The following is a 24,806-nucleotide window of genomic DNA, read 5'->3' on the forward strand; positions in this document are numbered from 1 at the left end:
AGCGTTTTAGAGAATAGCCTGCACTCGCTGGCGAATCTCCTGCGGCCACACGCCGCACTGCACCTGACCGATATGCTGCTGCTGCAGCAGCAGCATCACCAGACGGGATTGGCCAATGCCGCCGCCGATGGTCTGCGGCATCTCCCCGCGCAGCAGTGACTGATGCCACTCCAGCGCCAGACGATCCTCATCGTCCGTCAGCGCCAGCTGACGCTTCAGCGCCTTGGCATCCACGCGGATCCCCATGGAGGAGAGCTCAAAGGCATCGCCCAGCACCGGGTTCCACACCAGAATATCGCCGTTGAGCCCACCGAAGCCCTCGGCGCCCAGCGACGTCCAGTCGTCATAATCCGGCGCGCGAACATCATGGGCCTGACCGTTTGACAACCGACCGCCGATCCCGATCAGGAACACGGCGCCCAGCTCACGGGTAATCGCGCGCTCACGGCCTTTGGCATCCAGATCCGGATAGCGGCGCAGCAGGGTCTCACTGTGTACAAAATGGATTTCCGCGGGTAAAAACGGCGTTAAACCATACTGCGCGCACACTTCCGCCTCTGTTGTTTTCATCGCGGCGTAAATGTGGCGCACTGTCTCCTGCAGATAGGTCGGAGTACGCTCCCCATCGCCCATCACGCGCTCCCAGTCCCACTGATCCACGTACACCGAGTGGATCGCGGATAGACGATCCTCATCGGGACGCAGCGCCTTCATGTGGGTATACAGCCCTTCTCCCGGCGCAAAGTCATACATTCCCAGCGTCTTACGTTTCCATTTAGCCAGAGAATGCACCACTTCAAAGGTCTCCTGCGGCAGGTTCTTCACCTTTACCTGCACCGCCTTCTCATGACCGGAAAGGTTATCCTGCGTGCCATCGCCCAATCGACTCAGGATCGGCGCCTGCACTTCAATGAGACCGAGACGCTGCTCTAGCTGACGAGAGAAATGCGCCTTAACAAAGCTGATCTGCTGCTGTTTTTCAATATAGGATTTTTTCATTGTTGTACTCACTACCCGTCTGTCCTGTTGGTATTGATTAAGCAACAGATGCGACGATGAATTCAATAATCAACAACAAATATTGCCTTATTGGTTTTAATCGATCATTTTATGGCGGCTATAATTGAATTTTATCTAAAACAGAAGGTGAAAAATGGCAGAAATTTATCCGATCGATAATCTCGATCGCGGCATCCTCAATGCGCTGATGCAAAATGCCCGTACGCCTTATGCTGAGCTGGCAAAAAACTTTAACGTCAGCCCGGGAACCATCCACGTACGGGTCGAAAAGATGAAACAGGCCGGCGTAATTACCGGCGCCTGCATACAGGTCAGCCCGAAGATGTTGGGCTACGACGTCTGCTGCTTCATCGGCATCATTCTAAAAAGCGCCAAAGACTATCCGGCTGCCCTGGCGCGTCTGGAAAGTCTGGATGAAGTGGTCGAGGCCTATTACACCACCGGTCACTACAGTATTTTCATTAAAGTGATGACCAAATCTATCGAGGCGCTGCAGCACGTACTTATCAACAAGATCCAGACCATTGATGAAATTCAGTCTACTGAAACGCTGATCTCCCTGCAAAACCCGATCATGCGCGACATCAGGCCCTGATCCGGATCGAGTTATCCGTATTCACACCCAGATTATCCACAGCTAGATCCCAGCAAATTCGCAGCGTACAATAGCCCGTCCAAATCATTCGCTGGGATCATCATGGCAAATATCACCGTTATCAGCGGCAGTACCTTAGGCAACGCCGAGTATGTCGCCGAACATCTAGCCGAAAAGTTAACTGAACGGGGTCATGACGTGCAGGTGCTGCACGGTCCAGATCTGGATGAGCTGCCCCTGCAGGGTATTTGGCTGGTGGTGACGTCAACGCACGGCGCCGGAGAGCTACCGGACAACCTGCAACCGCTATTTGAACAGATAGAGACCCAGCAGCCGGATCTCACCGGGATCCATTTTGGCGCCGTCGGTATCGGCAGCAGCGAATATGACACCTTTTGTGGCGGGATCGCGATCGTCGATCGCATTCTGATCGCATTTGGCGCTCAGCGCCTCGGTGAAATGCTCAAGATCGATATCCAGCGCTGCGATATTCCAGAGGATCTTGCAGAGGAATGGCTGATCGCGTGGGAAAAACTTATCCAATAAGTACGTTTTTTGCCCACTTAGTCTGTGTATAAGTCTTGTTATAAGCAGTAAAAAACCGGTAGTTATCCAAATAACAAGCCATGGTCATTTTTGCGCCTGTGCATAACAACCAATAAAGATCCCAGCTTTTACGGTCTGGGATCACCGATCTTCCACAGTAAATGATCCTGCGTAGTAACTTGATCCTTATTGAGAAATTCGTGTTATCCACAAAGGATCGCGATCCTAATAGAAGATCTAATAAAGAGATCTTTAAATAAAAAAGATCTTTTAAATACTGGGCGGAGGATCCACGATCCACGTAGGTTGGACCTGCGCCTAAACTTGAGTAGAATCCCCACCCCTAGGCAAATAACGATCGTTGAGAGCCTTTCGGTTAGCGCGAGGTGTAGTACCATGTTTTACCCCGATCCCTTTGACGTCATCATCATCGGTGGCGGCCATGCCGGTACCGAAGCGGCCATGGCCTCTGCCCGTATGGGCCGCCAGACCCTGTTATTAACACATAATATCGATACGCTCGGACATATGTCCTGCAACCCAGCTATTGGCGGTATCGGTAAGGGGCACTTAGTAAAAGAGGTCGATGCCCTGGGGGGTCTGATGGCTCAGGCGATCGACAAAGGCGGGATCCAGTTTAGGATCCTCAACGGCAGCAAGGGACCCGCGGTACGCGCAACCCGAGCACAGGCCGATCGCGTACTGTATCGTCAAGCGGTACGCATGGCGCTGGAAAACCAGCCCAACCTGATGATCTTTCAACAGGCCGTAGAGGATCTGATCGTTGAAAACGATCGCGTCGTCGGCGCAGTTACCCAAATGGGGCTAAAGTTCCGTGCAAAAGCCGTGGTTCTCACGGTCGGCACATTCCTGAACGGCAAGATCCATATCGGTCTGGAAAACTACAGCGGTGGTCGCGCTGGCGATCCGCCCTCTATCGGACTGGCCCGTCGCCTGCGCGAATTACCGCTGCGGGTAAACCGCCTGAAAACCGGCACACCGCCGCGTCTTGACGCGCGAACCATCGACTTCAGCGTGCTCGCGCAGCAGCACGGCGACAACCCGGCGCCGGTATTTTCTTTCCTCGGTGATGCCAGCCAGCATCCGCGCCAGGTACCGTGCTATATCACGCACACCAACGAACATACTCATGAGGTGATCCGCAGTAATCTGGATCGCAGCCCGATGTATGCCGGGATCATCGAGGGGATCGGCCCACGCTACTGTCCGTCGATCGAAGATAAGGTGATGCGCTTTGCCGATCGTAATGCGCACCAGATCTTTTTGGAGCCGGAGGGACTGAGCAGCAATGAGATCTACCCTAACGGGATCTCCACCAGCCTGCCGTTTGACGTTCAGATGGCCATCGTACGGTCGATGGAGGGGATGCAAAATACCCGCATTGTGCGTCCGGGCTACGCGATTGAATATGATTTCTTCGATCCGCGAGATTTGAAACCTACCCTGGAGAGCAAATACATTCAGGGGCTGTTCTTCGCCGGTCAGATCAACGGCACCACCGGCTATGAAGAGGCGGCGGCGCAGGGTCTGCTGGCAGGCCTGAACGCTGGGCGCTGTGCCGCCGATGTAGACGGCTGGGCGCCGCGTCGCGACGAGGCATACCTTGGCGTGCTGGTGGATGATCTGTGTACTCTGGGCACCAAGGAGCCCTACCGCATGTTCACCTCACGGGCGGAGTACCGCCTGATGCTGCGTGAAGATAACGCCGACCTGCGTTTGACCCCGATAGGCCGTGAGCTGGGTCTGGTAGACGATGTGCGCTGGGCGCAGTTTAACCAGAAGCTGGAAAATATGGAGCGTGAACGCCAGCGCTTACGTGAAACCTGGGTACACCCGCAGGGTGAACAGGCGGCAGAGGTGAACGCACTGCTAAAAACCCCGCTGTCGCGCGAGGCCAGCGGTGAGGATCTCCTGCGTAGGCCGGAGATGGATTACGCCACGCTGACCTCGCTGTCTCCGTTCTCCCCGCCGCTGGCGGATCGTCAGGCGGCTGAGCAGGTGGAGATCCAGGTTAAATACCAAGGGTATATTGCCCGCCAGCAGGACGAAATTGAAAAGCAGCAGCGTAACGAAAATACGCGGCTGCCGGCCGACTTGGACTATCGTCAGGTCAACGGCCTGTCCAATGAGGTGATCGCGAAGCTTAACGACCATAAACCCAGCTCTATCGGTCAGGCATCGCGGATTTCCGGCATTACGCCCGCGGCGATCTCGATTCTGCTGGTGTGGCTGAAGAAGCAGGGAATGCTGCGTCGCAGCCTGTAGCGGCGCGCCCATAGGCCGCCAAGCAGCGGCCATTCTTCACGACCGGCCGTCTTTAAGACGGCCGGCTTTGATTGAGGTATATACCGTGAACAAGCAACTGGACACGCTGCTGGCGCAGGCCGGCATTTCGTTAACCGATCAGCAAAAACAACGTCTTCTGGGCTACGTATCCCTGCTGGATAAGTGGAATAAGGCCTATAACCTGACCTCTGTACGCGATCCGCGCGATATGCTGGTACGCCATATCATGGACAGCATCGTCGTGAACCCTTATCTGCAGGGGCAGCGGTTTATCGATGTAGGAACCGGGCCGGGTCTGCCGGGGATCCCTCTGGCCATCGTGCGCCCTGATGCCCACTTCACGCTGCTGGATAGCTTGGGCAAGCGGGTTCGTTTCTTGCGCCAGGTCCAGCATGAGCTGCACCTGGACAATATTGAGCCGGTGCAGAGCCGGGTTGAGGCGTTTGTCGCTGAGCCGCCTTTTGACGGCGTGATCAGCCGTGCCTTTGCCTCTTTGCAGGATATGGTGTCTTGGTGTCACCACCTTCCCGCCGCGCACCGCGGACGTTTTTATGCCCTGAAAGGGGGGGTTCCGCAGGATGAGCTGCAAAATCTGCCGGCCGGCGTTAGCGTGGAGCAACTGATCCGCCTGCAGGTGCCCACGCTGGAAGGGGAACGCCATCTGGTGGTACTAAAATCCGATTAATTTTGTTTTTTGTCAAAAAAAGCTAAAAAAACCATTGCATAGCAAGTGAGCGGATCAATCTTTAATAGCTTGAATCATTTGTAGACATATATTTTATTTGTTTACCATCTGTTTACAATATTTGCGTGATGATCCTCTTGCCTAAGGACGGTTAACCCGGTCGCGATCGCCCTCTGTCCGTGCGCTTTTGCCGAATTGTTTTCCGGTTATGGGCGTGCGGAGAAGAGGGGATCGATATGTCAACAGGCTGTTTCCATTTGGTTTTGAGCTGTAGATTGATGGGTTAATCGACTAACTTTATGATTTTAAATGTCTATATTGGCAATATTGGCTAAAAAACAGCCTTAACCCTATGGTATATAGGCTTTTTTACTGCTTTATTCTGTGATCATTCACCAGAGTAAAAATGTAAGATTGGAATTGTGTTATGTATTGGACAAAAAGGATATTTCGTCGATTCTGTGTGTTCGGTGATAAATCGTGAAAATATTTAAATTACTATTCACTTTTTGGCTACTTATACATTGAATTTGTAGGGATGCACCGTATAATTTTCACGTTTTTCTGGCTTGACTCAGCCTCGTAAAGGCAGTTTTATTACGTCACTCAAATCAGCATACCTCCTGGGGGGTACGGAGAGAGCAAACGTCATGTCTGGAGCGCTTTATGGCGGGAAGATCGCACGTAACTTGCTGATTCTACAGCTAGTGACCTTTGTTCTATTCAGTATCTGCCTGTCGATAAAATCGGTAGGCTGGGGAGAGTCCGCACTATTGGGCGGGCTTTCCGCCTGGTTACCCAACGCCGTGTTTATGCTGTTTGCCTCGCGTTCGCGGGCCGAAGCGCGGGCTGAGGGGCGTATTGCTTGGGCATTCGCTCTGGGCGAGGCGCTTAAAATGGTCTGCACGATAGCCCTGCTTATCGTGTCGCTGGGGTGGTTTAAGGCGGTTTTTCTTCCGCTTGGCCTGACTTACATTGCGGTGCTGGTGGTGCAGGTAGCAGCGCCGGCATTTATTAGTCGTAATTAAAACAGTTACCGTATTAACTACTTAAAGGGTAAGAGGCATCATGTCTGCAGGAGAAATCTCTACGCCACAAGAGTACATCGGTCATCATCTGAACAACCTTCAGTTGGATCTGCGTACTTTTGAGCTGGTGAATCCGCACGATGGCCCAGCATCTTTCTGGACGCTGAACATCGACTCCATGTTTTTCTCTGTGGTTCTGGGCCTGATCTTTTTGGCTCTGTTCCGTAAAGTCGCCAAGAATGCAACCAGCGGTGTGCCGGGTAAGTTTCAGACCGCCGTTGAGCTGATTATCGGCTTCGTCGATGGCAGCGTGCGCGACATGTATCACGGTAAGAGCAAGCTGATCGCGCCGCTGGCCCTAACCATCTTCGTCTGGGTCTTCCTGATGAACCTGATGGATCTGGTTCCCATCGATTTCCTGCCGTACATCGCTGAGCATTGGATGGGGCTGCCTGCGCTGCGCGTGGTGCCGTCGGCGGATGTCAATATCACCCTGTCGATGGCGCTTGGGGTATTTATCCTGATCCTGTTCTACAGCATTAAGATGAAAGGGGTAGGGGGCTTCGTTAAGGAGTTGACCCTGCAGCCGTTCAATCATCCTATCTTTATTCCCGTCAACCTGATTCTGGAAGGCGTCAGCCTGTTGTCCAAGCCGGTCTCCCTCGGTTTGCGACTGTTCGGTAACATGTATGCCGGCGAGCTGATTTTCATCCTGATTGCCGGTCTGTTGCCGTGGTGGTCACAGTGGTTGCTCAACGTTCCATGGGCTATTTTCCACATCCTGATTATTACGCTTCAAGCCTTTATCTTCATGGTTCTGACGATCGTCTATCTGTCGATGGCGTCTGAAGAGCACTGATTATTTTTTAACAACACTACTGCGTTTAACTGAAACAAACTGGAGACTGTCATGGAAAACCTGAGTATGGATCTGCTGTACATGGCTGCCGCTGTGATGATGGGCCTGGCGGCAATCGGTGCTGCGATCGGTATCGGCATCCTGGGTGGTAAATTTCTGGAAGGCGCCGCGCGTCAGCCGGACCTGATCCCGCTGCTGCGTACACAGTTCTTTATCGTAATGGGTCTGGTGGATGCTATCCCGATGATTGCGGTTGGTCTGGGTCTGTACGTCATGTTTGCCGTCGCGTAAATGGGGTTCTCCCCGTTAACGCCAACCAAACCGATTAACTAATTTAAGAGGCATTGTGCTGTGAATCTTAACGCAACAATCCTCGGCCAGGCCATCGCGTTTGTCCTGTTCGTCTGGTTCTGCATGAAGTATGTATGGCCGCCGCTTATGGCCGCCATTGAGAAGCGTCAGAAAGAAATTGCTGACGGTCTCTCTTCCGCAGAGCGTGCGAAGAAAGATCTGGACTTGGCGCAGGCCAATGCGACCGACCAGCTGAAGAAAGCCAAGGCTGACGCACAGGTGATCATCGAGCAGGCGAACAAGCGTAAGTCTCAGATCATCGATGAGGCGAAGGCTGAAGCAGAACAGGAACGTGCCAAGATCGTCGCGCAGGCGCAGGCTGAAATCGATGCCGAACGCAAGCGTGCCCGTGAAGAGCTGCGTAAACAGGTCGCCATGTTGGCAATCGCCGGTGCCGAGAAAATTATTGAACGTTCCGTGGATGAAGCTGCGAACAGCGACATCGTCGATAAACTGGTCGCTGAACTGTAAGGAGGGAGGGGCCGATGTCTGAATTTATCACGGTAGCTCGCCCCTACGCCAAAGCAGCTTTTGACTTTGCTGTTGAGCATAACAGCCTGGATCGTTGGCAGAATATGCTGGCGTTCAGCGCTGAGGTGACCCGCAATGAAAGCGTGGCCGAAATGTTGTCCGGTGCCTTGGCTCCGGAGACCCTTGCGGCATTTTTCATTGATATTTGCGGTGACCAGCTCGATGAATCCGGTCAGAACTTCATTAAAGTGATGGCGGAAAACGGACGTTTACAGGTTATTCCTGACGTGCTGCAGCAGTTTATTGCACTGCGTGATGCGATGGAAGCGACGGCAGATGTGGAAGTCACCTCTGCAGCGCCCCTGACTCAGGCGCAGCTGGATAAAATCAGCGCCGCAATGGAACAACGTCTGTCACGTAAAGTGAAGCTGAATTGCAAAATTGATAAGTCTGTACTGGCCGGCGTGGTTATCCGCGCGGGTGACCTGGTGATCGATGGCAGCATTCGCGGCCGTTTGGATCGCCTGACAGACGTCTTGCAGTCTTAAGGGGACTGGAGCATGCAACTGAATTCCACCGAAATCAGCGAACTGATCAAGCAGCGCATTGCTCAGTTCGACGTGGTGAGCGAAGCTCACAACGAAGGTACAATCGTCTCCGTGAGCGACGGGATTATCCGCGTTCACGGTCTGGCGGACGTCATGCAGGGCGAAATGATCGCGCTGCCGGGCAACCGCTACGCTATCGCACTGAACCTGGAGCGCGACTCTGTGGGTGCGGTAGTGATGGGGCCCTACGCTGACCTTGCCGAAGGCATGAAGGTCAAGTGCACCGGCCGTATTCTGGAAGTTCCGGTAGGCCGTGGTCTGCTGGGCCGCGTGGTGAACACCCTGGGTGAGCCGATCGACGGTAAAGGGCCGGTCGAGCACGACGGGTTCTCCGCCGTTGAAGCCATCGCCCCGGGCGTTATCGAGCGTCAGTCGGTCGATCAGCCGGTACAGACCGGCTATAAGTCCGTGGATGCCATGATCCCAATCGGTCGTGGTCAGCGTGAGCTGGTCATCGGCGACCGTCAGACCGGTAAAACCGCGCTGGCCGTCGATGCCATCATCAACCAGCGTGATTCCGGCATCAAGTGTATCTACGTTGCCGTCGGTCAGAAGGCTTCTACCATCGCTAACGTGGTGCGTAAGCTGGAAGAGCACGGTGCGCTGGCTAACACCATTGTCGTCGTGGCCTCGGCCTCTGAATCCGCCGCTCTGCAGTACCTGGCACCGTACGCCGGCTGTGCGATGGGTGAATATTTCCGCGATCGCGGCGAAGACGCGCTGATCATCTATGATGACTTGTCTAAGCAAGCGGTCGCCTATCGCCAAATCTCCCTGCTGCTCCGTCGCCCGCCAGGTCGTGAAGCATTCCCGGGCGACGTATTTTACCTCCACTCCCGTCTGCTGGAGCGTGCAGCGCGCGTTAACGCTGAATACGTCGAGGCCTTCACCAAGGGTGAGGTCAAGGGTAAGACGGGTTCACTGACGGCGCTGCCGATCATTGAAACCCAGGCTGGCGACGTTTCCGCGTTCGTTCCGACCAACGTAATCTCGATTACCGATGGCCAGATCTTCTTGGAATCTAACCTGTTTAACGCCGGTATTCGTCCTGCGGTAAACCCGGGGATCTCCGTATCCCGTGTGGGTGGTGCGGCGCAGACCAAGATCATGAAGAAACTGTCCGGCGGTATTCGTACCGCGCTGGCGCAGTATCGCGAACTGGCGGCGTTTTCTCAGTTTGCCTCTGATCTGGACGATGCGACGCGTAAACAGCTGAGCCACGGCCAGAAGGTTACTGAGCTGCTCAAGCAGAAACAGTATGCGCCGATGTCCGTCGCTGCGCAGTCGCTGGTGCTGTTTGCCGCTGAGCGTGGTTACCTGGAAGACGTCGAGCTGGCGAAGGTTGGCGGCTTCGAAGCGGCGCTGATGGCTTACGTTGATCGCGAGCACGCCGACCTGATGCAACAAATCAACCAGACCGGTGCTTATAACGACGAGATCGAAGGCAAGCTGAAAGGCATCCTCGATACCTTCAAAGCAACCCAGTCCTGGTAATAGCCTTACGGCCTGCCGGCAGTAATACGGTGGGCCGTAAAAGGTTTTGAGGAGAAGCAGAGATGGCCGGCGCGAAAGAGATACGTAGCAAGATCGCCAGCGTGCAAAACACGCAAAAGATCACAAAAGCGATGGAGATGGTCGCCGCCTCCAAAATGCGTAAAACGCAGGATCGCATGGCGGCCAGCCGTCCCTATGCAGAAACCATGCGCAAAGTGATTGGTCACCTTGCGCTGGGGAATCTGGAATACAAACACCCGTACCTGGAAGAGCGCGATATTAAACGCGTGGGGTATCTGGTGGTTTCTACCGACCGTGGTCTGTGCGGTGGCCTGAACATTAACCTGTTCAAGAAGCTGCTGACAGAGATGAAAGAGTGGAACCAGAAGGGCGTGGATATCGATCTCGCGCTGATCGGCTCCAAGGCAGTCTCTTTCTTTGGGTCCGTGGGCGGCAACGTTGTCGCTCAGGTCACCGGTATGGGGGATAACCCCTCCCTGTCCGAGCTGATCGGTCCGGTGAAGGTGATGCTGCAGGCCTATGATGAAGGCCGTCTGGATCGCCTGTATGTGGTGAGCAACAAGTTCATCAACACCATGTCCCAAGAACCACAGGTCCTTCAGCTGTTGCCGCTGCCCAAGGCAGATGACGCGGAGCTGAAACGGAAATCATGGGATTACCTGTATGAACCGGATCCGAAGGCGCTGCTGGATACCCTGCTGCGTCGCTATGTGGAATCGCAGGTTTATCAGGGCGTCGTGGAAAACCTGGCCAGTGAGCAGGCCGCGCGAATGGTTGCTATGAAGGCGGCAACCGACAACGGCGGCAACCTGATCAAAGAGCTGCAGTTGGTCTACAACAAGGCTCGTCAGGCCAGCATCACCCAGGAGCTCACCGAGATCGTCTCGGGCGCTGCTGCGGTTTAAGAGCTAGGTTTACGAATTACGTAGAGGATTCAAGATGGCTACTGGAAAGATTATCCAGGTTATCGGCGCCGTGGTGGACGTGGAGTTCCCGCAGGATGCCGTGCCGAAGGTGTATAACGCACTGGAGGTAAAAGGCGGTGCCACTAAACTGGTACTGGAAGTTCAGCAGCAGCTGGGCGGCGGCGTCGTTCGCTGTATCGCAATGGGTTCTTCTGACGGCCTGCGTCGCGGGCTGGACGTAGAAGACCAAAACCACCCGATCGAAGTGCCGGTGGGTAAAGCAACGCTGGGCCGTATCATGAACGTACTGGGCGATCCGGTCGACATGAAGGGCGAGATCGGCGAAGAAGAGCGCTGGGCGATTCACCGCGCGGCGCCGAGCTACGAAGATCTGTCCAACTCCCAGGAGCTGCTGGAGACCGGTATCAAGGTTATCGACCTGATCTGTCCGTTTGCTAAAGGCGGTAAGGTGGGTCTGTTCGGGGGCGCTGGCGTAGGTAAGACCGTCAACATGATGGAGCTTATCCGTAACATCGCTATCGAACACTCCGGCTACTCGGTCTTTGCCGGCGTGGGTGAGCGTACCCGTGAGGGTAACGACTTCTACCACGAGATGACGGACTCCAACGTACTGGACAAAGTGTCTCTGGTCTATGGTCAGATGAACGAGCCGCCGGGAAACCGTCTGCGCGTGGCGCTGACCGGTCTGACCATGGCGGAGAAGTTCCGCGATGAAGGCCGCGACGTTCTGCTGTTTATCGATAACATCTACCGTTATACCCTGGCCGGTACCGAGGTGTCCGCACTGCTGGGCCGTATGCCGTCAGCGGTAGGTTATCAGCCGACGCTGGCAGAAGAGATGGGCGTGCTGCAGGAGCGTATTACCTCCACGAAAACTGGCTCTATCACCTCTGTTCAGGCGGTATACGTCCCTGCGGATGACCTGACTGACCCGTCGCCGGCAACCACCTTTGCGCACTTGGATGCGACCGTGGTTCTGAGCCGTCAGATCGCCTCTCTGGGTATCTACCCGGCCGTTGACCCGCTGGACTCCACCAGCCGTCAGCTGGATCCGCTGGTGGTGGGCCAGGAACACTATGACACCGCGCGCGGCGTGCAGTCCATTCTGCAGCGTTATCAGGAATTGAAGGATATCATCGCCATTCTGGGGATGGATGAGCTGTCTGAAGAGGACAAGCTGGTCGTTGCCCGTGCGCGTAAGATCCAGCGTTTCCTGTCACAGCCGTTCTTCGTTGCGGAAGTGTTCACCGGTTCTCCTGGCAAGTACGTTTCGCTGAAAGACACCATCATGGGCTTTAAGGGCATCATGAACGGTGACTATGACCATCTGCCGGAGCAGGCGTTCTACATGGTGGGCTCTATCGACGAAGCCGTGGAAAAAGCCAAGAAACTGTAACGCCTGATAGGAGGGTGATATGGCTATGACTTTCCATCTGGATGTGGTCAGCGCGGAGCGTCAGATGTTCTCCGGGCTGGTGCAGAAAATCCAGGTGACGGGTAGTGAAGGTGAGCTGGGTATCTACCCGGGGCACGCTCCGCTGCTTACTGCCATTAAGCCTGGCATGGTGCGTATCGTTAAACAGCACGGAGAGGAGGAGTTTATCTACCTTTCCGGCGGCATCCTTGAGGTGCAGTCCAGCGCGGTTACCGTGCTGGCCGATACCGCTATCCGTGGTCAGGACCTCGACGAGGCGCGTGCGATGGAGTCGAAGCGTAAAGCAGAAGAACACATCCGCAGCTCGCACGGCGACGTTGACTATGCTCAGGCATCTGCAGAGCTGGCCAAGGCGATTGCCAAACTTCGCGTAATCGAATTGACCAAAAAAATGATGTAAGCAGACGACGCTAAAAAACCTCTCCCCGGTGGAGAGGTTTTTTTTATCGTTAAAAAAAGCCTTCTCCCTGGATATTCGCTGCGCAATTGTTGGGCTAATCGCGCGAAAAAGCGTATTGACGAAGAGAGTGTTTGCCCCCCTCCTGCCAAGTTATCTATCATCACCCTATCCCCGCAGTACATCTGGCCTGCGCGCGTTTTGAGTAGAGAAATATGTAGTAATCCCGCCGCTGAACGGGTTTACTTTACCCCATCAATTTGAATGGATCAGATTGCTTATGTCGACATCTCCATTAAGCGTGGTCATCCTTGCCGCCGGTAAAGGAACCCGCATGTATTCCGATCTTCCTAAGGTGCTGCATCCGTTGGCAGGTAAGCCGATGGTGCAGCACGTTATTGACAGCGCGCTGACGCTGGGCGCCCGTCAGGTACATCTGGTATACGGCCACGGCGGCGATCTGCTGAAGTCGCATCTGTCTGGCCAGCCGCTGAACTGGGTGCTGCAGGCTCAGCAGTTGGGCACCGGTCATGCCATGCAGCAGGCGGCACCTGATTTTTCCGACGATGAAGATATCCTGATGCTGTACGGCGATGTGCCGCTGATTTCGGCCGCGACGCTGCAGCGCCTGATCGCGGCGAAGCCCCTGGGGGGAATCGGTCTACTGACGGTAAAGCTGGACGACCCGAGCGGCTATGGTCGCATTGTGCGTCATAACGATAGCGTGGTGGGGATCGTCGAACATAGGGACGCCAGCGAAGCGCAGCGTCGTATCAATGAGATCAATACCGGTATTCTGGTAGCCAACGGCGCGGATCTGAAGCGCTGGCTTGCCCGCCTGGATAACAACAATGCTCAGGGCGAGTTTTATATTACCGATATTATCGCCATGGCTTATCAGGAAGGGCGGCAGATTGCGGCGGTACATCCTGAACGCCTGAGCGAGGTGGAGGGGGTTAACAACCGTCTGCAGCTTTCCGCCTTGGAGCGGGCCTATCAGCAGCAGCAGGCGCAGCGTTTGCTGCTGGCCGGCGTAATGCTAACCGATCCGGCACGCTTCGATCTGCGCGGTGAGCTGGTGCACGGGCGCGATGTGGTGATCGATACCAACGTGATTATCGAAGGCGAGGTGACGCTGGGAGACCGAGTGCATATCGGCAGCGGCTGTGTGCTGAAGGATTGCCAGATCGCCGATGATAGCGTGATTAGTCCCTATACGGTGATTGAGGGTGCCCGGTTAGCGCAGGCCTGTACCGTGGGGCCCTTTGCTCGTCTGCGCCCCGGCGCCTGCCTTGATGCGGAGGCGCACGTGGGTAACTTTGTTGAAATGAAGAAGGCACACTTGGGGCGCGGTTCTAAGGCGGGTCATCTGAGTTACCTGGGTGATGCGGAGATCGGCGCAGGGGTAAATATCGGCGCAGGGACCATTACCTGCAACTATGATGGCGCCAATAAACACCAGACGGTGATCGGTGATGATGTCTTCGTCGGTTCAGACAGTCAGCTGGTGGCGCCGGTAACCGTTGGTCGCGGCGCGACGATCGCCGCCGGTACGACGGTCACCAAAAATGTGGGTGACGGAGAGCTGGTGCTCAGCCGGGTGAAACAGGTGCAGCTCAGTGGCTGGAAACGGCCGGTGAAGAAAAAATAATCGCGAACGCTGCGGCCTAACGGCCGCAGCGGTTTTTCCCTGTGTCCCGCGTCGGGGCACAGGGAAAAACATAATAACGATCCCGCGAAAGGGATCCGCCCCACTCTCTACAAGGCTCGGGGCAGCGGCGCACAGCGCCGTTTATCAATCAGATCGATACGGGCATCGACAAACCGCTGCGGCGGTTTGGCTATAGGAATAAAACCTTATGTGTGGAATTGTTGGCGCGGTAGCGCAGCGAGATGTGGCAGAGATCCTGCTGGAAGGGTTACGTCGTCTGGAATACCGTGGCTATGACTCTGCGGGTCTGGCGGTCGTTGACGCTCAGGGGCATATGCAGCGTCTACGTCGCGTAGGCAAGGTCAAAGCATTAAGCGACGCAGTTGCTCAATCGCCGATGGTCGGCGGCACCGGTATTGCCCACACCCGTTGGGCAACCCATGGCGAGCCGAACGAGCAGAATGCGCATCCCCATGTCTCCGGCCATATCAGCGTGGTGCACAACGGTATTATCGAAAACCACGAGACGCTGCGTGCGCAGCTGATCGCGCGCGGCTACCGCTTTACCTCCGAGACGGACACGGAGGTGATTGCGCACCTGGTGAACTGGGAACAGCGCCAGGGAGGTTCTCTGCTGGAGGTCGTTAAACGGGTCATCCCACAGCTGCGCGGCGCGTACGGTACGGTGGTGATGGACAGTCAGCACCCGGAGGCGCTGGTCTGCGCCCGTTCGGGTAGCCCGCTGGTGATTGGCCGAGGGATGGGGGAGAACTTTCTGGCCTCCGATCAGCTGGCGCTGCTGCCGGTTACCCGTCGCTTTATCTTCCTGGAAGAGGGGGATATCGCCGAGGTGACTCGCCATAGCGTGACCATCTTTGACGCCGCCGGCGCGCCGGTGGCGCGTGCCGAAGTTGAATCCAATGTGCAGTATGACGCCGGGGATAAGGGTGCTTATCGCCACTACATGCAGAAAGAGATTTACGAACAGCCGCAGGCGATCAAAAACACCCTTGAAGGGCGCTTTAGCCACGGTCAAATCGATCTGCAGGAGCTGGGAGAGGCCGGTGAGCGCCTGCTGTCGCAGGTTGAGCATATCCAAATTATTGCCTGTGGAACGTCATACCACTCCGGTATGGTGGCCCGTTACTGGTTTGAAGCGTTGGCTGGCGTTCCCTGTGATGTCGAGATCGCTTCTGAATTCCGCTACCGTAAATCGGCCGTGCGTAAAAACAGCTTGATAATAACGCTATCTCAATCAGGTGAAACGGCCGATACGCTGGCGGCGCTGCGCCTGTCCAAAGAGATTGGCTACTTGGGATCGTTGGCGATTTGTAACGTAGCCAGCTCCTCGCTGGTGCGCGAATCCGATTTGTCGCTGATGACCCGCGCCGGCACGGAAATCGGCGTAGCGTCAACCAAGGCCTTTACTACACAGCTGACGGTATTGCTGATGCTGGTGGCGCGTATTGGTCGTCTACACGGTATGTCTGCGGAGGCGGAGCAGGAGATTGTCCATGCCCTGCAGGCGTTGCCGAACCGTATTGATCAGATGCTTTCGCTGGATCGTAGCATTGAAGCGCTGGCCGAAGATTTCCTGGATAAGCACCACGCGCTGTTCTTAGGGCGAGGCGATCAGTATCCGATCGCGATGGAAGGGGCGCTGAAGCTGAAGGAGATCTCCTATATTCATGCCGAGGCCTATGCCGCCGGTGAGCTGAAGCATGGTCCGCTGGCGCTGATCGACTCCGATATGCCGGTGGTGGTGGTGGCGCCGAATAACGAGCTGCTGGAGAAGCTAAAGTCCAATATTGAAGAGGTGCGTGCTCGCGGCGGTCTGCTGTACGTTTTTGCCGCCCAGAGCGCCGGGTTTAGCGAAAGTGAAGGGATGCGCATTATCGCTCTGCCGCATGTGGAAGAGGTGATTGCACCGATTTTCTATACGGTGCCGCTGCAGCTGCTCTCCTATCATGTCGCCCTGATCAAGGGGACCGACGTCGATCAGCCGCGTAACCTGGCTAAATCGGTTACCGTAGAATAAAGCGCGATCGTGAGTTATCAGGGGATGCTTAGGCATCCCCTTTTTACAGATAGCGCTATTAGCGGGAAAGGGTAGACGATAAATAGCGTAACCACCATAGCGGTTTCCACCAGCGTTTTTCCGTTGGCAGCGTCGTCGGAAATACGCTGTGGCGGTAGATAACCTTCCATTCAAAATTAAGAAAAATGCGGCTGTGGCCATATTCATCGCCATAAGTTTCGCACTCTTTTCGCTTTTGTAAGTCAACTGGCGTATTGGCTGATAAATCGCGTGTCAGGCTATGATAGCTTTTTTCACGATCGAGCACTCTTTCATAGCAAATAATTTTCTTTGGCAGATATTTTTGTCGAGAACCATGATATTTATGATATTTAACAAAACGGTAATCTTCTGCACCGTAGTTACCGGCAAACTCTTCGTCATAGCCAAAGTGGCGAAAGAAACGCGCGCGTGACATAAAAAATAGATTGGAATGGCCTTTGTACAGTCCCCGCTCAGGGCTTCTCCTGTATATCTTATAGAAGTTACGTCCAGGATTTTTCGCGTTGATCAGGTACGCAAAGGTTTCGCTAGGCAGTTCATGATCCAAATCGGTCAGCAAGATTTTATCGGATTTTGCATAGGTAACACCCAGATTACGCGCGCCGGCCTGATTCCATTTAATATCCTCGGTTATCTTTAACCAAGTAATATTTAAGTCAATGCTACCTACGTCGTAGGTTATCGGTGAGCCATCATCGACAATAATAAACTCCACGGCGCTACGGATAGACAACGGTAAACTTTCATACTTTCGTAGCAGTGAAAAGACAGATTCAATACTTTTCTGATTGCAATAAAAGTGTGTCACATAAGACACTTTAATATGTTGTTTGTCATTGTCTTGGTGAATCATTTAGCGGTTATCCTGTGAGCATAGCCATGAGATGAGCGGTTTGGTCCATTATCACATGGATAGTGGTTAATATCATCAACGATAGTAATATGTGTTTGTTGTATCTCGCAAAATTTAATATATAGTCAGCCGCGATTTGTCTGAGGGTATCACGTTTTCTACTGGCCGTAGCGTAGACGACCGCCGCGCCGACGGCGGACCCCGCAGTCTGTCGCGCGGCGTGCGCCCTGGCCCCCCGCTGACTGTAATAAAACTGTCATAATCCATACATTTTACTGTCATCAAACTGCCTTATTTTGCTACCTGCACCATACTTGATCCGATCGTTCATACGTTAGATGAATAACACTTCCCAGGAGGGAATATGAAACTGATGCGTACCGCTGTCGCCGGGATTGTCGCCGCGACCGTCTCCCTGAGCGCCATGCCTGCCTTTGCGGCGGAGAGCCTGACCGGTGCCGGTGCCACCTTCCCTGCGCCGGTTTACGCCAAGTGGGCAGACTCCTATCAGAAAGAGACCGGTAATAAAGTAAACTATCAAGGCATTGGCTCCTCCGGCGGTGTGAAGCAGATCATTGCTAACACCGTTGACTTCGGCGCCTCCGATGCGCCCCTGAGCGAAGAAAAGCTGGCGGCGGACGGCCTATTTCAGTTTCCGACGGTTATCGGCGGCGTGGTGATGGCCGTTAACCTGCCGGGTATTACGTCGGGCGAGCTGACGTTGGACGGTGAAACGCTGGGTGATATCTACCTGGGTAAAATTAAGAAGTGGAACGACGCGGCAATCGCTAAGCTGAACCCGGGGGTTAAACTGCCGGATCAGGCGATTGCCGTGGTGCGCCGCGCCGATGGTTCTGGCACCTCGTTTGTCTTTACCAGCTACCTGAACAAAGTCAACGCACAGTGGAAGAGTGACGTCGGCGCCGGCTCCACCGTTAACTGGCCGACGGGCCTGGGTGGAAAAGGTAACGATGGCGTTGCCGCCTTTGTACAGCGTCTGCCGGGCGCCATCGGCTACGTCGAGTATGCCTATGCCAAGCAGAATAAGCTGGCCTACACCAAGCTGATCTCCTCCGAGGGGCAGGCGGTCAGTCCGACGGAGGTCAGCTTCAGCAATGCGGCAAAAGGCGCCGACTGGAGCGCATCTTTCGCTCAGGATCTGACGAATCAGCCCGGCGATAACGTATGGCCGATCACCTCGACCACCTTCATTCTGGTTCATAAAGAATCCAGCAAGCCTAAGCAAACGGCAGAGGTGCTGAAGTTCTTCGATTGGGCCTACAGTAAAGGGGCTAAGCAGGCTAACGATCTGGACTATGCGACCCTGCCGGCGTCGGTGGTGGAGCATATTCGTACCGCCTGGAAAAGCAGCGTTAAGGACAGCGGCGGCAACGCGCTGTACTGATCGCTTTTTGGCACGCACCGTGCGGTGCGTGCCGTACCGTGACCGTTTAAGAAGAGATACGCATGGCTGATTCGCCTTTGTCTAATAAACAGCCGATGATAAAAGCGCCGAGTAAGCTTGGTGACGTCATTTTTGGGATGCTGGTCAAACTGGCGGCCCTGATTACGCTATTGCTGCTGGGGGGGATCATCGTTTCGCTGATCGTCGCTGCGCTGCCCAGCATGGAGAAGTTTGGCTTTGCATTCCTGTGGAGCAAAGAGTGGGATGCGCCTGCGGAGCAGTTTGGCGCGCTGGTGCCTATCTACGGCACGCTGGTTACCTCTCTTATCGCGCTGATCATCGCCGTTCCGGTCAGCTTCGGTATTGCCCTGTTTCTGACGGAGCTGGCGCCGGGATGGCTACGTCGCCCGCTAGGGGTGGCGATTGAGCTGTTGGCGGCGATCCCCAGCATCGTTTACGGCATGTGGGGACTCTTTATCTTTGCCCCGCTGTTTGCTGAGTATTTTCAGATCCCGGTGGGCAACGTGCTCTCCGGTATTCCCATCGTAGGTACCCTGTTTTCCGGTCCGGCGTTCGGTATCGGCATCTTGGCGGCGGGGGTGATCCTGGCGATCATGATCATCCCCTATATTGCGGCGGTGATGCGCGATGTGTTTGAGCAGACGCCGGTCATGATGAAAGAGTCCGCCTATGGCATCGGCTGTACCACCTGGGAGGTTATCTGGCGTATCGTCCTGCCGTTCACTAAAAATGGGGTGATCGGGGGCGTCATGCTGGGGCTGGGACGCGCGCTGGGGGAGACCATGGCGGTCACCTTTGTTATCGGTAATACCTACCAGCTCGACAGCGTTTCACTGTATATGCCGGGCAACAGTATTACCTCGGCGCTGGCCAATGAGTTTGCTGAGGCGGAGTCTGGACTGCATACCGCGGCGCTGATGGAGCTTGGACTGATTCTGTTTGTGATCACCTTCATCGTGCTGGCGCTGTCCAAGCTGATGATTCTGCGTCTGGCGAAGAACGAGGGACGTTAATATGGCAACGATGGACGTACAAAATCCGCAGAAGCTGGCGGAATCCCGTCGCCGCATGCAGGCCTGGCGCCGCCAGAAAAATCGTATTGCGCTGTGCCTGTCGATGGGCACGATGGCCTTTGGCCTGTTTTGGCTGGTGTGGATCCTGCTATCCACCTTTACTCGTGGCCTGGACGGCATGTCGCTGGCGCTGTTTACCGAAATGACGCCGCCGCCGAATACCGAAGGCGGCGGTTTGGCAAACGCCATCGTTGGCTCGGGGCTGCTGATCCTGTGGGCGACGGTGATCGGCACGCCGCTGGGGATCATGGCGGGCATTTATCTGGCGGAATACGGCCGCAACGGCTGGTTTGCCAACGTGACCCGTTTTATTAACGATATTCTGTTATCTGCGCCCTCTATCGTGGTCGGGCTGTTCGTATACACCATTGTGGTGACCAAGATGCAGCACTTTTCCGGCTGGGCCGGGGTGATCGCGCTGGCGCTGCTGCAGGTGCCGATCGTTATCCGCACCACGGAGAATATGTTGAAGCTGGTGCCGGACAGCCTGCGTGAGGCGGCCTATGCGCTGGGGACGCCCAAGTGGAAGATGATTTCAGCGATTACCCTGAAAGCGTCCGTGTCGGGGATTATTACCGGGGTACTGCTGGCCATCGCCCGTATCGCCGGCGAGACGGCGCCCCTGCTGTTTACGTCGCTCTCCAACCAGTTCTGGAGCACCGACATGATGCAGCCGCTGGCCAACCTGCCGGTCACCATCTTCAAGTTTGCCATGAGCCCGTTTGCGGAGTGGCAACAGTTGGCCTGGGCCGGCGTCCTGCTGATCACGCTGTGCGTTCTGCTGCTGAATATCGTCGCCCGCGTGATTTTTGCCAAGAAAAAACACTAATTTTGGGGCGCTGCCGCAGCGGCGCTGCTAACAGAGAGAAAAACGATGAGTAATGTAGTGACAGACCCGACCAACAGTAAAATTCAGGTGCGCGATCTGAACTTCTATTACGGAAAATTCCACGCGCTGAAGAATATCTCGCTGGATATTGAGAAAAACAAAGTGACGGCCTTCATCGGTCCCTCCGGCTGCGGTAAGTCGACGCTGCTGCGTACCTTTAACAAGATGTTCCAGCTTTACCCGGAGCAGCGCGCAGAGGGGGATATTTTACTGGATGGTCAGAATATCCTGACCGACAGCCAGGATGTCGCGCTGCTGCGCGCCAAGGTGGGGATGGTGTTTCAGAAGCCGACGCCGTTTCCCATGTCCATCTACGACAATATCGCCTTCGGCGTACGCCTGTTTGAAAAGCTGTCGCGGGCCGATATGGATGAGCGGGTGCAGTGGGCGCTGACCAAGGCGGCGCTGTGGAGTGAGACGAAAGATAAGCTGCACCAAAGCGGCTATAGCCTGTCTGGCGGCCAGCAGCAGCGTCTGTGTATCGCCCGCGGCATTGCTATCCGTCCGGAGGTCTTACTGCTGGATGAGCCCTGCTCTGCGCTGGACCCTATTTCGACCAGCCGTATCGAGGAGCTGATCACCGAGCTGAAGCAGGACTACACCGTGGTGATCGTGACCCACAACATGCAGCAGGCGGCGCGCTGTTCTGATTACACTGCATTTATGTATCTTGGTGAACTAATTGAATTTAGTGATACAGATAAGCTGTTTACCGCCCCTGCACAGCGGCAGACGGAAGACTATATTACCGGTCGCTATGGCTGATGGTTTTTAGGAAGGGAACATGGATAATCTGAATTTAAACAAGCACACCTCCGGTCAGTTTAATGCCGAGCTTGAATATATCCGCACCCAGGTAATGAGCATGGGCGGGCTGGTAGAGCAGCAGCTGACGGATGCGATCACCGCCATGCATAACCAGGATGCCGATCTGGCGCGCCGGGTGGTCGAGGGGGATGCCAAGGTCAACATGATGGAGATCGCCATCGATGAGGCCTGCGTTAAAATTATTGCCAAGCGTCAGCCTACCGCCAGCGATCTGCGCCTGGTGATGGCGATTATCAAAACGATCTCCGAGCTGGAGCGCATTGGTGACGTTGCGGATAAAATCTGCCGCACCGCGCTGGAGAAGTTCTCCCAGCAGCATCAGCCGCTGCTGGTTAGCCTGGAGTCCCTGGGACAGCATACCGTGCAGATGCTGCACGATGTGCTGGATGCCTTTGCGCGCATGGATCTGAATGAAGCCATCCGGATTTATCGTGAAGATAAGAAGGTCGATCAGGAGTATGAAGGCATTGTGCGTCAGCTGATGACCTACATGATGGAGGACTCGCGTACCATTCCCAGCGTATTGACGGCGCTGTTCTGCGCCCGCTCTATCGAGCGCATCGGCGATCGCTGCCAGAATATCTGCGAGTTTATTTTCTACTACGTCAAAGGGCAGGATTTCCGCCATATCGGCGGGGACGATCTGGAACAGCTGCTGACAGATCATCGCCGGGTGGACGAGGCATAACGTCCTACGCCGCCGCACGTTAAACTGTATCGGGCCGCCTATCAGGGCGGCCTTGTTTTATGCGTCGCGGGTCAGCTGCCAGCCGCGCTGGCGCCACAGCTGCGGGAGCTGGCGCAGATCGTCAAAGGCGGTGACCAGCGGATGGTCGATCGCCGGATTGTGGGGGTCGGCGCAAAAGTAAAATACCGGGATACCGGCCGCAATACCGGACTGTGCCCCGGCCGGCGAGTCGTCCACCAGGATGCACTCACCGATATCGACCCCCATATCGTGGGCCGCGTGGAGCAATAAATCCGGCTGGGGTTTCCAGCGCTGAATATCGTAGCCGCTGTACAGGCGATCGCCGAAGAAGGGTAGCATTCCGGTGGCGCCAAGGGAGCTTTGCATCTTACTGACCGGCCCATTGGAGGCGGTGCACATGGGGACGCAGACTTGGCTTAACAGCTCGCGGGCGTGGGGGATCGGCTGGAGCTCGCTGTCGAACAGGCGTGCTACCTCGGCGCGGTAGTGGGACTCCATCTCGGCGCGATCGGCCGTAAACGGATGACGCCGCTGTATCACGTCGATGATTTCGTACAGCCGCACACCTTTGAATTCGCGATAGATGTCTTCCAGCGATAGCGTGATCCCATAGCGGGAGAACATACTGACATAGGCTTTACTGCAGATAATTTCGCTGTCTACCAGCGTTCCATCACAGTCGAAGAGAATACAGCGGATACTGCTCATGGGCGTCCTTTTTGGCCGGTCGGCGCGGAGAGGCCCGCGCCGTATCAACGTTATTTTCGTCCTAGTTTAAACGCTCTCCTCCGCGATGCGAACCTCGGTAAAGCGGAAGTGGTCTACATCATAAAGCCCGAGGCTGGTCAGCTTGAGCGACGGGATCACCGGTAGCGAGAGAAACGCCATCTGAATAAACGGTTCATTCAGGGTCATACCGCAGTCGCGGCAGGCCTGTTTTAGCGCATCGATGACATCGGCAATCTCTGCCGCCGATCGCGAGCTCATCAGACCGGCGATGGGCAGGGGGAGATGGGCTACGACCTGCCCGTCGGCGACGACACACAGCCCACCGCCGTCGTCGATCAGCTGATTGACCGCTAACGCCATCTCTTCCGGACGGTGGCCGATGGCCACAATATTGTGGCTGTCGTGGCTGACGGTGGCCGCCAGCGCCCCCTTGCTCAGGCCGCTGTTGTGCAGCAGGCCTAGCGCCGGCGCTCTTTGCTGACCATAGCGCTCCATCACCGCAATGCGGCATACGTCCGGCGTATCAAAGCGATCGCCCAGCCAGCGTACCGTTCTGGCCGGGGTGATGAGCTCGTTGGGGATTAGCTGAATTGCGCGATAGTCGGCGCCCTGCGTCAGCGGCAGCGTCAGATCCTCGGCGCGGAGTGGGGCTCGCCGTAGGGTATTGTGCTGCGGTGGGCAGCTGACCTGCTGGCGCGTCGGCGCGCTGTGCAGCAGCTGCTGCGCATCGATGGCTTTACCGCCGGCAAATACCTGGCGAATGGCTACCCGATCAACGTCATCCAGCAGGACGATATCCGCCTTTTTCCCCGGCGCGATCAGCCCCAGGCGCTTGAGGCCAAAGTGGCGCGCCGCCGACCAGCTGGCGACGCGGTACGCGACGTGTGGCGCGATGTGATGCCGTTGGATCAGGCGACGGATCAGCGCATCGATGTGCCCTTCGTGCGCGATCTCCCACGGATTACGGTCATCGGTGCACAGCATGCACTGCGGGCTGTTGAACTCGCTGATCAGGGGCGCCAGCGTATCCAGGTTGCGCGCCGCGGAGCCTTCGCGGATCATCAGCGCCATGCCCAGCGCCAGCTTTTCCCGTCCCTCTTCCAGCGCTAGCGTTTCATGGCAGTTTTCCACTCCGGCGGCCAGATAGGCATTCAGCGCTTTGCCGCTCAGCATGGGGCTATGGCCGTCCAGCGTCAGGTGGCGGAACGCATCCAGCTTATCGAGAATCTGCTCATCGCCAGCAATGACGCCGGGAAAGTTCATCATCTCTGCCAGCCCCAGCACGTGGGGATGCTCGCGGTAGGGCAACATCGCTGTCAGGGGAAACTCTGCGCCGTTGATATCGGTTCCGGCCAGCGCCGGCACACAGGAGCTGATCTGTATGAACTGGTTTTGCTGCGCGCCCTCGGCGCAGCGCAGGAACCATGCCAGCCCTTCTTCTCCCATAACGTTCACGATCTCATGAGGGTCACACACGATCGTGGTGACGCCGAGAGGCAGGGTGACGCTTTCGAAGGTGATCGGCGTCATCATGCTGGACTCGATGTGCAGATGGGCGTCGATAAAGCCGGGAACGGCGACGGCGCCGCCGGCGTCAATGCGCTCCAGGGCCGCGGCACAGGCGTAGGCCGGCCCGACGCCGGCAATGCTGTCGCCGCTGATGAGGATGGGGCCCGGCAGGGTTCCGCCGTTGATGAGATCCAGCAGGAAAACATTGTCGATGATGAGATCGGCAGGCTGATCGCCGCGTGAAACGGCCAGAAGACGCAGCATCGCAGCGCGGGAAAGCGATTGCGTATGTTTGTGATGAATATTTTCCATGTGG

At 55.8% G+C, this 24,806-nt stretch carries 24 protein-coding genes; 20 read left to right on the plus strand and 4 right to left on the minus strand.

Annotated features, from left to right (window positions below):
* Positions 1-6: 6 nt before the first annotated feature.
* Entirely contained in the window at positions 7-999 is a 993-nt protein-coding gene (gene asnA / locus L1P05_RS16995) for an aspartate--ammonia ligase (RefSeq protein ID WP_012850315.1), read from the minus strand.
* 154 nt (positions 1,000-1,153) lie between these two features.
* Here asnA and asnC point away from each other — a divergent pair, with 154 nt between their 5' ends.
* The 15 genes from asnC to glmS all read left to right on the plus strand — a co-directional run bounded on the left by asnC (position 1,154) and on the right by glmS (position 16,432).
* Positions 1,154-1,615, plus strand: a complete 462-nt coding sequence (gene asnC / locus L1P05_RS17000) for a transcriptional regulator AsnC (protein WP_012850316.1) — start codon at positions 1,154-1,156, stop codon at positions 1,613-1,615.
* 102 nt (positions 1,616-1,717) lie between these two features.
* Entirely contained in the window at positions 1,718-2,161 is a 444-nt protein-coding gene (mioC, locus tag L1P05_RS17005; RefSeq protein WP_012850317.1) for an FMN-binding protein MioC, read from the plus strand.
* A 396-nt stretch (positions 2,162-2,557) separates the two neighbouring features.
* The gene (gene mnmG / locus L1P05_RS17010) at positions 2,558-4,447 is read left to right on the plus strand and encodes a tRNA uridine-5-carboxymethylaminomethyl(34) synthesis enzyme MnmG (RefSeq protein WP_012850318.1); all 1,890 of its coding nucleotides are present in this window, start codon (positions 2,558-2,560) and stop codon (positions 4,445-4,447) included.
* A gap of 85 nt (positions 4,448-4,532) precedes the next feature.
* The gene (gene rsmG, locus L1P05_RS17015) at positions 4,533-5,153 is read left to right on the plus strand and encodes a 16S rRNA (guanine(527)-N(7))-methyltransferase RsmG (RefSeq protein WP_012850319.1); all 621 of its coding nucleotides are present in this window, start codon (positions 4,533-4,535) and stop codon (positions 5,151-5,153) included.
* Positions 5,154-5,803: 650 nt separating this feature from the next.
* On the plus strand, positions 5,804-6,181 hold the full coding sequence (gene atpI, locus L1P05_RS17020) for a F0F1 ATP synthase subunit I (protein ID WP_015462586.1): 378 nt from the start codon (positions 5,804-5,806) through the stop codon (positions 6,179-6,181).
* Positions 6,182-6,221: 40 nt separating this feature from the next.
* On the plus strand, positions 6,222-7,040 hold the full coding sequence (gene atpB / locus L1P05_RS17025; protein WP_012850321.1) for a F0F1 ATP synthase subunit A: 819 nt from the start codon (positions 6,222-6,224) through the stop codon (positions 7,038-7,040).
* A gap of 51 nt (positions 7,041-7,091) precedes the next feature.
* Positions 7,092-7,331 (plus strand): F0F1 ATP synthase subunit C, encoded by a 240-nt coding sequence (gene atpE, locus L1P05_RS17030; RefSeq protein ID WP_004093904.1) that lies wholly within the window; start codon positions 7,092-7,094, stop codon positions 7,329-7,331.
* Between the two features lie 60 nt (positions 7,332-7,391).
* The gene (atpF, locus tag L1P05_RS17035; RefSeq protein WP_012850322.1) at positions 7,392-7,862 is read left to right on the plus strand and encodes a F0F1 ATP synthase subunit B; all 471 of its coding nucleotides are present in this window, start codon (positions 7,392-7,394) and stop codon (positions 7,860-7,862) included.
* 14 nt (positions 7,863-7,876) lie between these two features.
* A complete protein-coding gene (atpH, locus tag L1P05_RS17040) occupies positions 7,877-8,410 on the plus strand; it encodes a F0F1 ATP synthase subunit delta (protein WP_012850323.1) in 534 nt (177 codons plus the stop codon).
* Positions 8,411-8,422: 12 nt separating this feature from the next.
* Positions 8,423-9,964: a F0F1 ATP synthase subunit alpha gene (gene atpA, locus L1P05_RS17045; protein ID WP_012850324.1), complete on the plus strand. Its 1,542-nt coding sequence runs from the start codon at positions 8,423-8,425 to the stop codon at positions 9,962-9,964.
* A gap of 62 nt (positions 9,965-10,026) precedes the next feature.
* Positions 10,027-10,890, plus strand: coding sequence for a F0F1 ATP synthase subunit gamma (gene atpG, locus L1P05_RS17050; RefSeq protein ID WP_012850325.1), 864 nt, complete (start codon positions 10,027-10,029; stop codon positions 10,888-10,890).
* Positions 10,891-10,924: 34 nt separating this feature from the next.
* A complete protein-coding gene (atpD, locus tag L1P05_RS17055) occupies positions 10,925-12,307 on the plus strand; it encodes a F0F1 ATP synthase subunit beta (RefSeq protein ID WP_012850326.1) in 1,383 nt (460 codons plus the stop codon).
* Positions 12,308-12,326: 19 nt separating this feature from the next.
* The gene (locus tag L1P05_RS17060) at positions 12,327-12,746 is read left to right on the plus strand and encodes a F0F1 ATP synthase subunit epsilon (RefSeq protein WP_012850327.1); all 420 of its coding nucleotides are present in this window, start codon (positions 12,327-12,329) and stop codon (positions 12,744-12,746) included.
* A gap of 277 nt (positions 12,747-13,023) precedes the next feature.
* The gene (gene glmU, locus L1P05_RS17065; RefSeq protein WP_034168674.1) at positions 13,024-14,394 is read left to right on the plus strand and encodes a bifunctional UDP-N-acetylglucosamine diphosphorylase/glucosamine-1-phosphate N-acetyltransferase GlmU; all 1,371 of its coding nucleotides are present in this window, start codon (positions 13,024-13,026) and stop codon (positions 14,392-14,394) included.
* 208 nt (positions 14,395-14,602) lie between these two features.
* Positions 14,603-16,432 (plus strand): glutamine--fructose-6-phosphate transaminase (isomerizing), encoded by a 1,830-nt coding sequence (gene glmS / locus L1P05_RS17070; protein ID WP_012850329.1) that lies wholly within the window; start codon positions 14,603-14,605, stop codon positions 16,430-16,432.
* Between the two features lie 58 nt (positions 16,433-16,490).
* Here the strand turns inward: glmS and L1P05_RS17075 are convergent, their stop codons facing one another.
* Positions 16,491-17,327 carry a glycosyltransferase family A protein gene (locus L1P05_RS17075; protein ID WP_012850330.1) on the minus strand — a complete coding sequence of 279 codons (837 nt, stop codon included), beginning with the start codon at positions 17,325-17,327 and terminating at the stop codon, positions 16,491-16,493.
* 364 nt (positions 17,328-17,691) lie between these two features.
* Between L1P05_RS17075 and pstS the strand changes: the two genes are divergently transcribed.
* The 5 genes from pstS (at position 17,692) to phoU (ending at position 22,231) form a co-directional block, all read left to right on the plus strand.
* A complete protein-coding gene (gene pstS / locus L1P05_RS17080; protein ID WP_012850331.1) occupies positions 17,692-18,732 on the plus strand; it encodes a phosphate ABC transporter substrate-binding protein PstS in 1,041 nt (346 codons plus the stop codon).
* Between the two features lie 62 nt (positions 18,733-18,794).
* Positions 18,795-19,766 (plus strand): phosphate ABC transporter permease PstC, encoded by a 972-nt coding sequence (pstC, locus tag L1P05_RS17085; RefSeq protein WP_012850332.1) that lies wholly within the window; start codon positions 18,795-18,797, stop codon positions 19,764-19,766.
* Position 19,767: 1 nt separating this feature from the next.
* Positions 19,768-20,655 carry a phosphate ABC transporter permease PstA gene (pstA, locus tag L1P05_RS17090; protein WP_012850333.1) on the plus strand — a complete coding sequence of 296 codons (888 nt, stop codon included), beginning with the start codon at positions 19,768-19,770 and terminating at the stop codon, positions 20,653-20,655.
* Between the two features lie 45 nt (positions 20,656-20,700).
* Positions 20,701-21,480 (plus strand): phosphate ABC transporter ATP-binding protein PstB, encoded by a 780-nt coding sequence (gene pstB / locus L1P05_RS17095; protein ID WP_012850334.1) that lies wholly within the window; start codon positions 20,701-20,703, stop codon positions 21,478-21,480.
* Positions 21,481-21,499: 19 nt separating this feature from the next.
* A complete protein-coding gene (gene phoU, locus L1P05_RS17100) occupies positions 21,500-22,231 on the plus strand; it encodes a phosphate signaling complex protein PhoU (RefSeq protein WP_012850335.1) in 732 nt (243 codons plus the stop codon).
* A 57-nt stretch (positions 22,232-22,288) separates the two neighbouring features.
* On the opposite strand, the gene yieH is transcribed toward phoU, so the two are convergent.
* Together yieH and adeD are read right to left on the minus strand one after the other, a co-directional pair.
* Positions 22,289-22,960, minus strand: coding sequence for a 6-phosphogluconate phosphatase (gene yieH, locus L1P05_RS17105; RefSeq protein ID WP_012850336.1), 672 nt, complete (start codon positions 22,958-22,960; stop codon positions 22,289-22,291).
* A gap of 66 nt (positions 22,961-23,026) precedes the next feature.
* Complete coding sequence (gene adeD, locus L1P05_RS17110; RefSeq protein ID WP_012850337.1) at positions 23,027-24,802, minus strand: adenine deaminase; 1,776 nt, start codon at positions 24,800-24,802, stop codon at positions 23,027-23,029.
* Positions 24,803-24,806 lie beyond the last annotated feature (4 nt).

It is taken from the genome of Edwardsiella piscicida (genome assembly GCF_021733145.1).
In the GTDB taxonomy this organism is placed as follows: Bacteria; Pseudomonadota; Gammaproteobacteria; order Enterobacterales; family Enterobacteriaceae; genus Edwardsiella; species Edwardsiella piscicida.